This window comes from Breoghania sp. JC706, from assembly GCF_037026715.1.
Taxonomy (GTDB): domain Bacteria; phylum Pseudomonadota; class Alphaproteobacteria; order Rhizobiales; family Stappiaceae; genus Breoghania.
The window spans coordinates 402330-416822 of record NZ_JBANCG010000004.1 but is presented as its reverse complement, the minus strand read 5'-3'; the positions used below and the strand labels follow the sequence as shown (position 1 = coordinate 416822).

At 63.9% G+C, this 14493-nt stretch carries 14 protein-coding genes; 9 read left to right on the top strand and 5 right to left on the bottom strand.

Annotation, left to right across the window (positions count from 1 at the left end):
* Positions 1-17: 17 nt before the first annotated feature.
* Positions 18-218 (bottom strand): hypothetical protein, encoded by a 201-nt coding sequence (locus V2L18_RS10440; RefSeq protein ID WP_336178167.1) that lies wholly within the window; start codon positions 216-218, stop codon positions 18-20.
* A gap of 585 nt (positions 219-803) precedes the next feature.
* Between V2L18_RS10440 and msrA the strand changes: the two genes are divergently transcribed.
* The gene (gene msrA / locus V2L18_RS10435) at positions 804-1463 is read left to right on the top strand and encodes a peptide-methionine (S)-S-oxide reductase MsrA (protein ID WP_336178166.1); all 660 of its coding nucleotides are present in this window, start codon (positions 804-806) and stop codon (positions 1461-1463) included.
* Positions 1464-1483: 20 nt separating this feature from the next.
* Here the strand turns inward: msrA and V2L18_RS10430 are convergent, their stop codons facing one another.
* The 3 genes from V2L18_RS10430 to V2L18_RS10420 all read right to left on the bottom strand — a co-directional run bounded on the left by V2L18_RS10430 (position 1484) and on the right by V2L18_RS10420 (position 3423).
* The gene (locus V2L18_RS10430; RefSeq protein ID WP_336178165.1) at positions 1484-2317 is read right to left on the bottom strand and encodes a MipA/OmpV family protein; all 834 of its coding nucleotides are present in this window, start codon (positions 2315-2317) and stop codon (positions 1484-1486) included.
* A gap of 180 nt (positions 2318-2497) precedes the next feature.
* Positions 2498-2884: a hypothetical protein gene (locus V2L18_RS10425; RefSeq protein WP_336178164.1), complete on the bottom strand. Its 387-nt coding sequence runs from the start codon at positions 2882-2884 to the stop codon at positions 2498-2500.
* A gap of 152 nt (positions 2885-3036) precedes the next feature.
* On the bottom strand, positions 3037-3423 hold the full coding sequence (locus V2L18_RS10420; RefSeq protein ID WP_336178290.1) for a VOC family protein: 387 nt from the start codon (positions 3421-3423) through the stop codon (positions 3037-3039).
* 235 nt (positions 3424-3658) lie between these two features.
* Between V2L18_RS10420 and V2L18_RS10415 the strand changes: the two genes are divergently transcribed.
* Entirely contained in the window at positions 3659-4309 is a 651-nt protein-coding gene (locus V2L18_RS10415) for a protease inhibitor Inh/omp19 family protein (protein WP_336178163.1), read from the top strand.
* A gap of 272 nt (positions 4310-4581) precedes the next feature.
* The gene (locus tag V2L18_RS10410) at positions 4582-5367 is read left to right on the top strand and encodes a hypothetical protein (protein WP_336178162.1); all 786 of its coding nucleotides are present in this window, start codon (positions 4582-4584) and stop codon (positions 5365-5367) included.
* Between the two features lie 28 nt (positions 5368-5395).
* Here the strand turns inward: V2L18_RS10410 and V2L18_RS10405 are convergent, their stop codons facing one another.
* Positions 5396-5584 (bottom strand): hypothetical protein, encoded by a 189-nt coding sequence (locus tag V2L18_RS10405; RefSeq protein WP_336178161.1) that lies wholly within the window; start codon positions 5582-5584, stop codon positions 5396-5398.
* 273 nt (positions 5585-5857) lie between these two features.
* Here V2L18_RS10405 and V2L18_RS10400 point away from each other — a divergent pair, with 273 nt between their 5' ends.
* The 6 genes from V2L18_RS10400 (at position 5858) to V2L18_RS10375 (ending at position 14438) form a co-directional block, all read left to right on the top strand.
* Positions 5858-6283: a carboxymuconolactone decarboxylase family protein gene (locus V2L18_RS10400; RefSeq protein ID WP_336178160.1), complete on the top strand. Its 426-nt coding sequence runs from the start codon at positions 5858-5860 to the stop codon at positions 6281-6283.
* A 178-nt stretch (positions 6284-6461) separates the two neighbouring features.
* Positions 6462-7607 (top strand): cell division protein ZapE, encoded by a 1146-nt coding sequence (zapE, locus tag V2L18_RS10395; RefSeq protein ID WP_336178159.1) that lies wholly within the window; start codon positions 6462-6464, stop codon positions 7605-7607.
* Positions 7608-7905: 298 nt separating this feature from the next.
* Positions 7906-8868 carry a malate dehydrogenase gene (gene mdh / locus V2L18_RS10390; RefSeq protein WP_336178158.1) on the top strand — a complete coding sequence of 321 codons (963 nt, stop codon included), beginning with the start codon at positions 7906-7908 and terminating at the stop codon, positions 8866-8868.
* A gap of 166 nt (positions 8869-9034) precedes the next feature.
* Positions 9035-10234: an ADP-forming succinate--CoA ligase subunit beta gene (gene sucC, locus V2L18_RS10385; protein WP_336178157.1), complete on the top strand. Its 1200-nt coding sequence runs from the start codon at positions 9035-9037 to the stop codon at positions 10232-10234.
* Positions 10234-11142, top strand: coding sequence for a succinate--CoA ligase subunit alpha (gene sucD / locus V2L18_RS10380; RefSeq protein ID WP_336178156.1), 909 nt, complete (start codon positions 10234-10236; stop codon positions 11140-11142). The genes sucC and sucD overlap by 1 nt, the downstream gene beginning before the upstream one ends.
* 308 nt (positions 11143-11450) lie before the next feature.
* A complete protein-coding gene (locus V2L18_RS10375) occupies positions 11451-14438 on the top strand; it encodes a 2-oxoglutarate dehydrogenase E1 component (RefSeq protein ID WP_336178155.1) in 2988 nt (995 codons plus the stop codon).
* Positions 14439-14493: the final 55 nt, after the last annotated feature.

Below are 14493 nucleotides of genomic sequence, written 5' to 3'. Positions count from 1 at the left end.
ATCTTGTTGTCCTATTACTAGGCAGCTTTCTTCCGCCGAAGGGCTTCGCGATAGCTCCCCGGATGGCGTTTGCCCGTGTTAACTTCGCAGATGCGTCCCTGGTTCGTACCAAAGAACGCTGCGATACGGCTTTGCAGCCATCCGTCCATAAGCATCAGATGCACTCGAACGGCGTCTTCAAAGGTGAGTTTGTAACTCGGTTGATTTCCTGCGGTCATGGTTACTCCTTTCGACCACAAAAATTGTCGTCAGGCCTTGACCATCGGGGGATCTCTGAATCTAATGAGCCCTGCACGCTACCGATTTCCCGCGCCTGACGGACGGTCATGCGGGATAAGATTGAGAGGCCGGCATTTCCTTGGCCGGGGTGACGGCCTCCTAATCTCTGTCTTTAGAAATAAAACTGCGACTCTAGGGGGCGTGTCAACTACTGCCGAGTCGCTGAATACTCAGATTTAATAATTTGTTCACTTTTTGTTTCGAAAAATCACGTAAAAACAACGGGTTGGATGCCAGGCTGGAGGGCATCTGGAGCTGTCGTATTATGTGGTTTCTCTCGTCTAATTTGGGTCTGATCGTTCGTTCGCAGTAAAATACAAAGTCGATTCAACGAATCGACCAGACGATCCTCAGGGGTAATCCAGCCTACTTAAGCGCGTTCTTTAATTTGAGTCGTGCCGAGGTATCGCCTCCCATCCTCCGCTCACATCCCCATCACCTTCGCGCGAAACACGCGAGCGTGACGTGACGCCCGTGGGAGTCAGCCCTATGTCGGGAGGCAACGCCCGTCATGGAGGAAACCGATGCGCTGCTCCCTTTCCCTTTTCGCTGCCTTCGTCCTTGCCCTCGCCGCCCCGGCCCTGCTGGCCGCATCAGCCGCGCGCGCCGAAACGGCGCTGTTTGCCGGCGGCTGTTTCTGGTGCGTGGAATCGGACATGGACCATGTCGCCGGCGTCACCGACACGGTTTCAGGCTATGCCGGCGGCAAGACGGACAATCCCACCTACGACGACTACAGCGCCGGCGGCCACCGGGAGGTGGTGAAGGTCACATTCGATCCCGCCGTGGTGAGCTATGACAAGCTCGTCGACATCTTCTTGCATTCGGTCGACGTGACGGATGCCGGCGGCCAGTTCTGCGATCGCGGTCATGCCTATACCACTGCGATCTACGCGCTCGACGATCGGCAGAAGAAGATCGCTGAGAAGGTGAAGGCCGAGGACGAGAAGGAACTGGGCGCCACGATCGTCACGCCTGTGGAGGGGCCGGCCAGGTTCTGGGCGGCGGAGGACTACCACCAGAACTACTACAAGAGCCAGACACGCACCCTGACGCGCTTCGGCTACGTCACCCGGGCTGACGCCTACAAGGGCTACCGCAAGGGCTGCGGACGTGACGCCCGGGTGCGCGAGGTCTGGGGGGCGAGCGCCTACAAGGGCATCGCCGGTCACGAGGGATCGTGAGCGGCAGCTGTCCGCTCGGCTTACTTCCCGTCGACGTTCCAGGAGAACCTGTAGGTTAGGCCGAGGCCGGCGGTGAACTGGTTCTCGCTGCCGGCCCGCTTCACGATCGGGCTGTCCGCCGCATCGCCCACCAGCCGTCGATATCCCGCATCGCCGTAGAGGGTGATCCGGTCGCTCCAGGCGTATTCGGCGCCGAACTGAAGTCCCATGTCGCGGAAGCCGCCGCCCGCGTCATAGGCGGAGAGACGGCCGCCGGAGGCCGTCGCCTCGCCGGAGGAGACACCGAAATAGGTCGACATGTATTCGGAATCGGCAAAAGACAGCCGCGGCCCGAGCTTCAGCTTCAGCCGGTCGGAGGGCCGCGCCACCGCATCGATGCCGAGCTCGCCGACAAAGCCGTGATGGCCGTTGAAGCCGCGCCTGACTTCCGCGTAGGCCTCGACGAAATCGCCGGTGTAGCGCACGCCGGCACCCAGCTCGATCGCCCATTTGACCGTCCGCAGGCCCCTCAGTTCGGAATGATCGGCGGCATCGCGTTCGCCTTCGAAGTTGAAGGCGGGGTACAAGCCGAGGCCGACATTCTTGCTGCTGTCGGCGACGGTGCCGAAAATGGGCAGCTTCAGGAAGCGCAGCTTGATGATGGGTGCCGGATAGAGCGTGTAGTTGTCCGCGCCGGGAAACGCGGGAGCGACGCGGGCGGCGGCGCCCAGTTCAAGCATGATGTCGGTTCCAGGCGTCGGCGTCGTGTTGTTCGCCAGATCCGGGTCGGCCAAAGCAGGACCGGCCAGCCCCGCCAGAATGCCGATGCCCAGAATGCCGGTGTACAGAACCGCGCGTGAAGAAGACCGCCGCATACTTGTTCAACCTTTTGTCAGCTGCCTGAGTGGCCCGAACAATAAGCCAATGATCAGGCGAAGGAAAACCGTGTTGGGCGCGTTTTCGCATGCGTGTTTAAAGAGAATGGTAACGCAGAGCGCTTTTCTCCCTCCGGTTGCCGAAAGGCCACAGCGGCGGGCCTTGTCGGCGTATGTCCGTCAGCCGGCCCGGGGCAGGCTCTGGCCGTTTCGGTCGAGCAGAAAGTCGCTGACTGCGGTCTTGATTGCCTGGTAGAGCGCGGGGATCTCGGATGGGGGCGGGGGCCCGTCGAAGGCCGCGACGTGCCAGTGGCGCCGTTCCGGCCAACCCTTCCAGTCGGGCTCGTCCTGCGGCAGGCGGAGGCCGATGCCGATCAGCAGATCGGGCGCCGGCGCGTGCGGCAGGGCGAAGATCTCCCACGATTTCGGCTGCAGCGCATCGGTGGCATGGCCGCGCCCGCGCAACAGCCGCTCCACCGACGGATTGAGCCTTTGTGCCGGATGCTCGGCGGCCGAAAAGGCCCGGATCTCGCCGCGCGCGGCGCGGTTCAGGCAGGCCTCGGCCATCGGACCGAGAATCGCATTGTCAGGACACACGAAAAGCACGTTGCACACGGGCCTTCACCTCACGCCGTTCGACGAATCGTCCCCCGTCCCGAGACAGGCGGATAGAGGTCTTTTCCGACGTGCGTATGACGGTCCCGCCTTTCGCCCGCCGCTTATGCGGCGGGCTTGTGGCAGACCACCTCGATGTTGTGTCCGTCCGGGTCGAGCATGAAGGCCGCGTAATAGTCGGGGTGATAGTGCGGTCGCAGGCCGGGCGCACCGTTGTCGCGTCCGCCCGCTGCAAGCGCCCGGGCGTAGACCTCATCCACCGTCTTTCGGTCCTGAGCGGTGAAGGCGACGTGCAAGGTGCCCGTCAGCGGCGTGCCGGTGCCGATCCAGAATTCCGGCTTGTCCGTTCCGAAGCCGCAATGGGCCTCTCCGCCAGTCTGTTCGGCCGTGACTTCCATGATCGCCGAAATGCCAAGAGGCTTGAGCGTCTTTTCATAAAAGGCGCGTGAAGCGGCAAAGTCCGAAACGCAGAAGCCGACGTGGTCGAGTATGCCCATGACATCATTCTCCAATGAAACTGGTCGCCACAAATGCGACCTTGCAGAAAGATCACATTTCGCCCGTATTGCAGTGTCAGGTGAAGAGCAGAAATCGTCTCACGGCGACGCATCCGCGCGTGTCCGGGAACAGGTGTTTCGACCGTGCGTTTCCGCAATGCGGTTTCACGGTTCACGCGGCCGCGCCGGACGGCTAAATTGGCGCAAACAGATCAAGGAACGATTCGGAATGAACCAGGCGGCATCGATCGCTGCAGTGCTGTGCCTCGGCGCCCTGGCGGCCGGGTGCTCGCGCTTCGACTACGGCAGAGGCCCATCGCCGGCCGCCAGCGCGCCGCGCCAGCCCGTGTCGGAAGGCGGCAGCTTGCAGCCGCTCGTGGTTGCCCCGAACCAGGACCCGAACGGAGGCTACGGTCCCGGTCCTTACAATTCCGGCCCTTATCAATCCGGTGCGACGCTTGGGCCTGACGGGCGCCCGATCTACGATCCCAATGGCCAGCCGCCCCCGACCGGAACGGACATGGCCGCGGCGAACCCGGCCGGCAACGGCACTTCGGGCCAGCCCGCCGGGCAGATGGCGCCGCCGCCCAATGCGCCGGAAATCGGCCGCACCGAGCTTCTTGGCGGCTGGACGATCGCTTCGGGCGGAAATTCCTGCAAGCTGTTCATGACCCTCACCACCTGGAGCGGCGGCTACCGGGCGAACACGCAAGGTTGCGGCGGTCCTCCGCTGGGGGCGATCTCCGCCTGGGATCTGAATGGCGCGCAGATTATTCTCAAGGACGGCGACGGCACGCAGCTCGCGACCCTCTACAAGAGCGGCAATGAGCGCTACGACGGGCGCACCGGAGCGGGCCAGCCGATTACCGTTTCACGCTGAGCCGGCGCCAGCCGCTCATCGGCGAACCGCGAAGCCCCGGGCGCCCTGGCGCTGCAGGGGCTTTTTTCTTTCTGCAGGCGACCTTGCGCGAAAGACCTTTGCCCGACCGTTCCCTTTCAAGCCAAGCATCCGGACGCCGGACCCGGCGCCGAAGCCCGCATTGGCGGCCATGTCACGATTGCTTTTCTTTACCTTACGCAGCGTCTGAATCCCGCTGGACCCACGCCTCCGGAAATGTAACCATACGTTCATTTGGGGGAAAAGAAATTGCCATGGCAAAGTATGATCCGTTGAAGCTGCATCTCGCCCGGTTGCCGGAATTCGAATGGACGGCGAGTTTCGATGAGATCGAGGGGATCCTCGGTCTGGCCTTGCCCGCAAGCGCCACGACCCATCGCACCTGGTGGGCGAATTCCGGTGGTTTGCTGGTTCATCAGGAAGCGTGGCTGACGGCCGGCTGGCGGGTTCGGCAGGTCGATATATCGCGCCGTCACGTGACCTTCCAGCGCGTGCGTCTCGGCGGTGCCATCACGCGGACGGCATCGCAGGCAAAGCCGGAAAACGCCTCCGCTGCAGCGCGGCCCGAAACCATGCCGGCGGCAATGCGCAAGGCGCTGGAGACGAGCCGCAAGCCCCTCAACCTGTCGGCGCGGATCGACTGGAGCGAAATCGGGCCGGGCCGGCGCAACGACGACGGCTGGCAGCTGCCGAGCGCCGGTCATGTTCCCGCGCTGTGCCGCTTTCACATCTTCTCCGGCGACGGGCACCGCGTGCTCGTTGTCATTACCCGGGATCTCGATGGCTTGCTGCGCGCGGTCGAGGCGGGAGAAGCGCCCGGCAAGGAGACCCCGGCCCGAGTGCGCGAGGTGGCGGCCGCCATGGCGAACGCCGATCACGTCGTGGTCGATGCGGCAACGCCCGGTCAGGCGTGGATCCTGGTCGACGGTCGCGGGCACAAGGCCGATCTCGGCGACGACGGCGAACGCTGGCTGGTTGCCTGGGCGGCCGCCGTGGGCAACCGCCAGGCGGGGCTGGAATCCGTGCTCATCGCCAGTTGAGCGGACCCGCCCGTTTCGAACCGATTCGTCAGGCCCCCGTCGTCGCGATGCTGGCAAGCGAGAGAATCGCTCGTGCCGTCTCCACGGCGGAGGCCGAGGTGTTCATCAGGCCGAGAGCCAGCGCCGCGGCGCATGCGCCTCCGAGAAAAGCCATCCGGCGCTGCCATTTCCGCCGGGTGCTGGCCGAAAAGCGGGACGTGCCGAAAAATCGCGTCATTCAGATTTTCTCCAATTCCCTCCCACCGGCATTGCGCCGGAAACGCCCGTCATGCGTGAAACCGACGCGCTTCTTTTTCACGTTGGCGGGGTGGAAGGCATTGAGATGGCGCAAAACATTCATTTGAATTGACCTGCGGTTTTTTGACAGGGTTCTGCGTTTCCGATCCCCCATACCGATGAGCGAGATCGGGGCGCATGGCGCGACGGAGTGGCCTTGACCTTGGCGCACTGGAAGGCTGGAGTGGCGAAATGCCCAACGGGAGGATGGTGAATGAGTCTCGTGCCTGTTCTTGACGACGATGAAATGAAGCCCGAAGCCCGTGCTGTCATCAATGAGATCCGTGACGTGCGGCAGACTGATTTCGTCAACAATTTCTGGCGGGTTCTGGCCAATGACCCTGCCGCCCTGAAGCGCACGTGGGGAAGCCTGCGCGAGGTCATGGGGCCGGGCACGCTCGATCCGCTCACCAAGGAACTGATCTACATCGCGGTCTCCATCGCCAACGGATGCGAATACTGCATTCGCTCGCATACCGCCGCGGCGCGGGCCAGGGGCATGAGCGAGGCACAGATGATGGAGCTTCAGTCCGTTGTCGCGATGGCGAGCGAGACGAACAGGCTGGCGATCGGTCTTCAGGTGCCGGTAGACGATGTGTTCAAAGGGCTGCCACCTGCCCCCGCGTCTTCAGGCGATTGACGGCGGGAGCGGAGCAGGGAGGAACCCGTCCCGGCTTTCCCGCGCTTGTCAACACAAGGCGCATCCAGTATCGCTGCCGGCCGTGCGACCTTTCGTCCGCAATCTGCCGCATGGCGCGAGTCCGGCTCTGCGCCCCTTGTCCCGCCCTTGCCTTGTCGAATTTCTGGAAACCCTGCCGATGCCCGAGTCCCAGTCGCTGACGCCGAACGTACGCGAACGCTACGAGGCGATGGTTGCCGCTGGCGAATTGTCCGAGGATCCGGCCCAGCGCGCCGTTATCGATAAACTCGACGCCCTGAATGCGGCGCTGGCCGAGCGCCGTCTCGCCAGCAAGCAATCTCCGCTCGGCTGGCTCTTCGGCAGGAAGCAGCCGCAGGAGATGCCGAAGGGGCTCTACATTTGGGGCTCGGTCGGCCGCGGCAAGACCATGCTGATGGATCTGTTCTTCGAGCGGGCCGTAGTCAAGCGCAAGCGTCGCGCCCATTTCCATGAATTCATGAGCGACGCGCACGAGCGCATCCACGCCGCGCGCCAGAAGATCAAGGCCGGCGCGCTTAAAGGGCCGGACCCGATTGCCCCGGTGGCGGCGGATCTGGCGGCGGAAACCCGGCTGCTGTGCTTCGACGAATTCTCCGTCACCGACATAGCCGATGCCATGCTGCTGGGGCGTCTGTTCGAGAAGCTGTTCGACGCCGGCGTCGTCGTGGTCGCGACCTCCAATGTCGATCCAGATGACCTCTATCGCGACGGCCTCAACCGGGACCATTTCCTGCCCTTCATCAAGTTGCTGAAAAGCCGCGTCGAGGTGTTCAACCTCGATTCGCCCACGGATTACCGGCTGGAGAAGCTCGCAGGCACGCCCGTCTACCTCACCCCCCTCGGCGAGGCGGCGGACCGGGAGATGGAGCGGATCTGGCAGGCGCTGACGCAAGGCACCCGGTCGCGCGCCGACCGGCTGGAGGTCAAGGGTCGCTGGATCGAGGTTCCGCAAACGGCATGCGGCGTCGCCCGGTTTTCGTTTCACGATCTCTGCGAGCGCCCCTATTCGGCGGCCGATTATCTGCGCGTCGCCCATGCCTACCACACGGTCATGCTGGAGCGTGTCCCCGTCCTGCAGCAGAACAGGCGCAACGAGGCCAAGCGCTTCATCAATCTCGTGGATGCTCTCTATGATCAGCGCATCAAGCTGGTGGTCTCCGCCGAGGCGGAACCGGATGGCCTCTACCTCGGCACCTCCGGTACGGAAAAGTTCGAGTTCGATCGGACGATTTCGCGGCTGACCGAGATGCGGTCCGAGGAATATCTGGCCGAAGTCTCGCAATAGGCCGCATTCCCGCAAAGGGACGGTATGCCTTCGGGCGACTTCCGTGCGATGGCGCGGCGGCTGAGCTGTGCGCGCGGGCCGAGGCATCTTGTCCGCCTCTGTCGTGATGTGGTGTGCGCTCCGGCGCGCCGCCGCGCCCTCTGCGGCAGCCGGGATACCATCCCTACGAATTTTTTACGTCCCGCGTTTGCCGAACACGCGCCCCGGCGGTTGCGCCGCGCCGGCAAAGGGAGTATCGAACCCGCGACCATATGACCTATGGCCTTGGCTGACGTTTACGTAAAGGGAAACCAATAGCATGGCGCGGAACAAGATCGCATTGGTAGGGTCGGGCCAGATCGGTGGCACGCTCGCTCATCTCGCAGGCCTGAAGGAACTCGGTGACGTCGTCCTCTTCGACATCGCCGAAGGCGTCCCCCAGGGCAAGGCCCTGGACCTGGCGGAATCCTCGCCGGTCGACGGGTTCAATGCGAAGCTGGTCGGCACCAACACCTATGAGGCGCTGGAAGGGTCCGACGTCGTCATCGTCACCGCCGGTGTGCCCCGCAAGCCGGGCATGAGCCGCGACGATCTGCTGGAAATCAACCTGAAGGTCATGGAGCAGGTTGGCGCGGGTCTGAAGAAGTACTGCCCCGACGCGTTCGTCATCTGCATCACCAACCCGCTCGACGCCATGGTCTGGGCGCTGCAGAAGTTCTCCGGCCTGCCGGCGAACAAGGTCGTCGGCATGGCCGGCGTGCTGGACAGCTCCCGCTTCCGCTATTTCCTGGCCGACGAGTTCGACGTGTCGGTGGAAGATGTCACCGCCTTCGTGCTGGGCGGCCACGGCGACACCATGGTGCCGCTGACCCGCTATTCCACCGTCGCCGGCATTCCGCTGCCGGATCTGGTCAAGATGGGCTGGTGCACCAAGGAGCGTCTGGAAGAGATCGTGCAGCGCACCCGTGACGGCGGCGCCGAGATCGTTTCCCTGCTCAAGACCGGTTCCGCCTTCTATGCGCCGGCCGCTTCCGCCATCGCCATGGCCGAGAGCTACCTGAAGGACAAGAAGCGCGTGCTGCCCTGCGCCGCGCATCTGGACGGTCAGTATGGCCTCACCGACACCTACGTCGGCGTTCCCACCGTGATCGGCGCCGGTGGCGTCGAACGCATCATCGAGATCGACCTGAACGCCGACGAGAAGGCGAACTTCGAGAAGTCCGTCGGCTCTGTCGACGGTCTGGTTCAAGCCTGCAAGAAGATCCAACCCGCCCTGGCGTGATGGAAAAGGGGAGCCCCTGCGGGCTCCCCTTTGTTGTTTTAAGGGGCGCGATCGGGAGGAAGAGACCCGGATCGCCGCTTCTTCTTCGAAGGTGCGCGAGGGGGCGGAATTTCCTCCGACCTTGCGTGCCGGATCCTGAAACGAGAAGCCTCTCGAGGGAGTCACCATGAACATCCACGAGTACCAGGCAAAGGCGCTGCTGAAGGAATTCGGCGCCCCCGTCGCCTCCGGTGTCCCGATTTTCTCCGCCGACGAAGCCGAGGCCGCCGCCAAGAAGCTTCCCGGCCCGCTTTACGTGGTCAAGTCGCAGATCCATGCCGGCGGCCGCGGCAAGGGCAAGTTCAAGGAATTGGGCCCTGATGCCAAGGGCGGCGTCCGGCTGGCGAAGTCCATCGAGGACGTTGTCGCCAATGCCCGGGAGATGCTCGGCTCCACGCTGGTGACCAAGCAGACGGGCCCGGCCGGCAAGGTCGTCAACCGCCTCTATATCGAGGATGGCGCCGACATCGACCGCGAACTCTATCTCTCGATCCTCGTCGACCGCACGGTCGGCCAGGTGGCCTTCGTCGCCTCCACCGAGGGTGGCATGGACATCGAGGAGGTCGCCGCCTCCACGCCCGAGAAGATCCTCACCCTGCCGATCGATCCGGATCAGGGCGTTACCGAGGACGCCGCTGCCAGGCTCTGCGACGCGCTTGAGCTGAAGAGCCCGGCGCGCGAGGACGGCATGAAGCTGTTCCCGATCCTCTACAAGGCCTTCACCGAGAAGGACATGAGCCTTCTGGAGATCAACCCGCTGATCGTCATGACCGACGGTCACCTGCGCGTTCTCGACGCCAAGGTTTCCTTCGACGGTAATGCGCTGTTCCGCCACGACGACGTGATGGCGCTGCGCGACAAGTCGGAAGAGGACGAGAAGGAGATCGAGGCCTCCAAGTTCGATCTCGCCTACGTGGCGCTCGACGGCGACATCGGCTGCATGGTCAACGGCGCCGGTCTTGCCATGGCGACGATGGACATCATCAAGCTCTACGGCGCTGAGCCGGCGAACTTCCTCGATGTCGGCGGTGGCGCTTCCAAGGAGAAGGTCACGGCGGCGTTCAAGATCATCACCGCCGACCCGAACGTGAAGGGCATCCTGGTCAACATCTTCGGCGGCATCATGCGCTGCGACGTGATCGCGGAAGGCGTGGTCGCGGCGGTGAAGGAAGTCGGGCTTCAGGTTCCCCTCGTGGTGCGCCTCGAAGGCACGAACGTCGAGTTGGGCAAGAAGATCATCAACGAGAGCGGTCTCAACGTGATCGCCGCCGATGACCTCGACGACGCCGCGCAGAAGATCGTCAAGGCTGTGAAGGAGGCCGCGTAATGTCCATTCTGGTCAACAAGGACACCAAGGTCATCGTTCAGGGCCTGACCGGCAAGACCGGCACGTTCCACACCGAGCAGGCGCTCGCCTATTACGGCACGCGGATGGTCGCCGGCGTTCACCCCAAGAAGGGTGGTGAGATGTGGACGTCGGGCCTCGACGGTGCGGCCGAGCTGCCGATCTACGCTTCCGTCGCCGATGCGAAGGACGCGACCGGGGCCGATGCCTCCGTCATCTACGTGCCGCCGGCAGGCGCCGGTGCCGCGATCATCGAGGCGATCGAGGCGGAAGTGCCGCTCATCGTCTGCATCACGGAAGGCATTCCGGTGATGGACATGGTCAAGGTCAAGGCGAAGCTCGACAAGTCGAAGTCGCGGCTCATCGGTCCGAACTGCCCGGGCGTGCTGACGCCGGAAGAGTGCAAGATCGGCATCATGCCCGGCTCGATCTTCAAGAAGGGCTCGGTCGGTATCGTATCTCGCTCGGGAACGCTTACATACGAAGCGGTGTTCCAGACATCGAACGCTGGTCTCGGCCAGACGACGGCTGTCGGCATCGGCGGCGATCCGGTCAAGGGCACCGAGTTCATCGACATGCTGGAAATGTTCCTGGCGGACGATGAGACCAAGTCGATCATCATGATCGGCGAGATCGGCGGTTCGGCCGAGGAAGACGCCGCCCAGTTCATCGCCGATGAGGCGAAGAAGGGGCGTTCCAAGCCGATGGCGGGCTTCATCGCCGGCCGCACGGCCCCTCCGGGCCGCACCATGGGCCATGCCGGCGCCGTCATCTCCGGCGGCAAGGGCGGTGCGGAAGACAAGATCGCGGCGATGGAAGCCGCCGGTATCAAGGTCTCGCCGTCTCCCGCCAAGCTCGGCGAGACGCTGGTCGAGGTCCTCAAGGGCTGATGCCTTTTCGGTTCGGCGGCGATGCTGCCGGACCGCTTCCCCACGGGGAACGAACATGCGCGAGCTGCACTGCGTGAAACTGCGTAAGCGCTTGCGCCGGATAGCGTTACGGGTTTAGCAAGGTTTTCTGGGCCTTATGCCTTTGCGGCATGGTGACGCACACTGACGAGACGGAGCGCGGCCGGATCGGTCGCCCTCAATGATCATCGGGGACGCCCCCGGCGTTCTCAAAACGGGCACAAGGCACGGCCCATCGGTCGTGCCGTCACGAGCGGGGCGGAGGTCAAGACCCTTCGCTGACAGACAACATGGCACGGCAGGACGCGAACGAAGCCTTCGCACTGACGTCGTTCCTTTACGGCGCCAACGCAGCCTACATCGAAGATCTCTACGCACGCTTCCAGGAGGATCCGGCCTCGCTGGATGAGGTCTGGCGGGACTTCTTCTCCAAGCTCCAGGACAATCCTTCCGACGTCGTGAAGGAAGCGCGCGGCGCGAGCTGGAAGCGCTCCGACTGGCCGGTGACGGCCAATGGCGAGCTCGTTGCCGCGATGGACGGCAACTGGGGCGCGCTGGAGCCGAAGATCGCGGAGAAGATCAAGGGCAAGGCGGAGGCCAAGGGCGCGCCGATGTCGGAGGCGCAGGTCCAGCAGGCGACCCGCGACTCTGTCCGCGCGCTGATGATGATCCGTGCCTATCGCATGCGCGGCCACCTGCACGCCGATCTCGATCCCCTGAAGCTGGAACCGCCGAAGGATCACGTTGAGCTGCATCCCGCGACCTACGGCTTCTCTGATGCCGACTGGGATCGCCCGATCTTCATCGACCACGTGCTGGGGCTTGAATTCGCCACCATCCGCGAGATGCTGGAGATCCTCAAGCGCACCTACTGCTCCACGCTGGCGGTCGAGTTCATGCACATCTCCGATCCGGCCGAGAAGGCCTGGATCCAGGAGCGCATCGAGGGCCCGGACAAGCAGATCAGCTTCACCCAGGAAGGCAAGAAGGCCATCCTCAACAAGCTTGTTGAGGCCGAGGGCTTCGAGAAGTTCCTCGATGTGAAGTACACCGGCACCAAGCGTTTCGGTCTCGACGGCGGCGAGGCGCTGCTGCCGGCGCTCGAACAGATCATCAAGCGCGGCGGTCAGCTGGGTCTCAAGGAGATCGTTCTCGGCATGGCCCACCGCGGCCGCCTGAACGTGCTCTCGCAGGTCATGGGCAAGCCGCTTCGCGCCATCTTCCACGAGTTCAAGGGCGGGTCGTATGCGCCCGACGACGTGGAAGGCTCCGGCGACGTGAAGTACCACCTCGGTGCCTCCTCCGACCGCGAGTTCGACGGCAATGCCGTCCACCTGTCGCTGACCGCCAACCCCTCGCACCTGGAAATCGTCAATCCGGTGGTGCTCGGCAAGGCGCGCGCCAAGCAGGACCAGCACTCGATGAAGGACGGCCACTGGGTGGAGACGGTCGATGTCGACCGCTCCAAGGTGCTGCCGCTGCTGCTGCACGGCGATGCGGCCTTTGCCGGCCAGGGCGTCGTGGCGGAGTGTTTCGGCCTGTCCGCGCTGCGCGGTCACCGCACCGGCGGTTCGATCCACTTCATCATCAACAACCAGATCGGCTTCACGACGAACCCGCGCTTCTCGCGCTCCTCGCCGTACCCCTCCGACGTCGCCAAGATGATCGAGGCGCCGATCTTCCACGTGAACGGCGACGACCCGGAAGCGGTGGTCTATGCCGCCAAGATCGCGACGGAGTTCCGGCAAGCCTTCGGCAAGCCCGTCGTCATCGACATGTTCTGCTACCGCCGTTTCGGCCACAACGAGGGCGACGAGCCGGCCTTCACCCAGCCGATCATGTACCGCGAGATCCGCCAGCACCCCACGACGCTGCAGATCTACGCCGACAAGCTGATTGCCGAAGGCACCGTCACCAAGGACGAGGTCGAGGCGCTCAGGGCCGAATGGCGCCATCGCATCGACGACGAGTTCGAGGCCGGCCAGGCCTACAAGCCGAACAAGGCCGACTGGCTCGACGGCAAGTGGTCGGGCCTCAAGCAGGCCGCCGACAGCGACGACCCGCGCCGTGGACAGACCGGTGTCGCGCTCGGCGATCTGCGCGAGATCGGCATGCGGCTCTCCACCATCCCTGACGACTTCAACGCCCACCGCACCATCCGCCGGTTCCTCGACAACCGCGCCAAGATGATCGAGACGGGCGAGAACATCGACTGGGCGACCGCTGAGGCTCTGGCCTTCGGGTCTCTCCTGCGCGAAGGCCACAAGGTGCGTCTGTCCGGTCAGGACGTGGAACGCGGCACCTTCTCGCAGCGCCATTCCGTGCTCTACGATCAGGAAACCGAGGAGCGCTACATCCCGCTGGCCAATGTCGGTGAGAACCAGGAGCGCTACGAGGTCATCAACTCGATGCTGTCGGAAGAGGCGGTGCTTGGTTTCGAATACGGCTACACGCTGGCCGAGCCCAATGCGCTGACGCTGTGGGAAGCCCAGTTCGGCGACTTCGCCAACGGCGCTCAGGTGATCTTCGATCAGTTCCTGTCGTCGGGCGAACGCAAGTGGCTGCGCATGTCAGGCCTCGTGTGCCTGCTGCCGCACGGCTACGAGGGGCAGGGGCCGGAGCATTCGTCCGCCCGTCTGGAGCGCTATCTTCAGATGTGCGCCGAGGACAACATGCAGGTCGCCTACTGCTCGACGCCGGCCAACTACTTCCACATCCTGCGTCGCCAGCTGAAGCGCGATTTCCGCAAGCCGCTCATCCTGATGACGCCGAAGTCGTTGCTCCGGCACAAGCGCTGCGTCTCCAAGCTGTCGGAAATGGCGGACGACGCCTCCTTCCACCGCATCCTTTGGGACGATGCGGAGAGCTCCGCCGATGCCGGTGTCGAACTCGTCGCGGACGAGAAGATCCGGCGCGTCGTGATGTGCACTGGCAAGGTCTACTACGACCTGCTGGAGGAGCGCGAGAAACGCGGTATCAACGATGTCTACCTGTTGCGCGTGGAGCAGCTTTATCCGTTCCCGACCAAGGCGCTGGTGCAGGAGCTGACGCGCTTCAAGAATGCAGACATGGTCTGGTGCCAGGAAGAGCCGAAGAACATGGGCTCGTGGAACCACATCCAGCCCTACGTCGAATGGGCGCTGAGCCAGATCGGCGCGAAGAGCGGGCGTCCGCGCTATGTCGGCCGGCCGCCGGCCGCCGCCACCGCCACGGGCCTGATGTCCAAGCACCAGGCGCAGCTCCGCGCCTTCCTCGACGAGGCCTACGCAGAGGCCTGAGGTCGCGACCTGAGATTTCCGGCGGGCGCCAGGAGCGCCTGCCGGCTTCCGCATC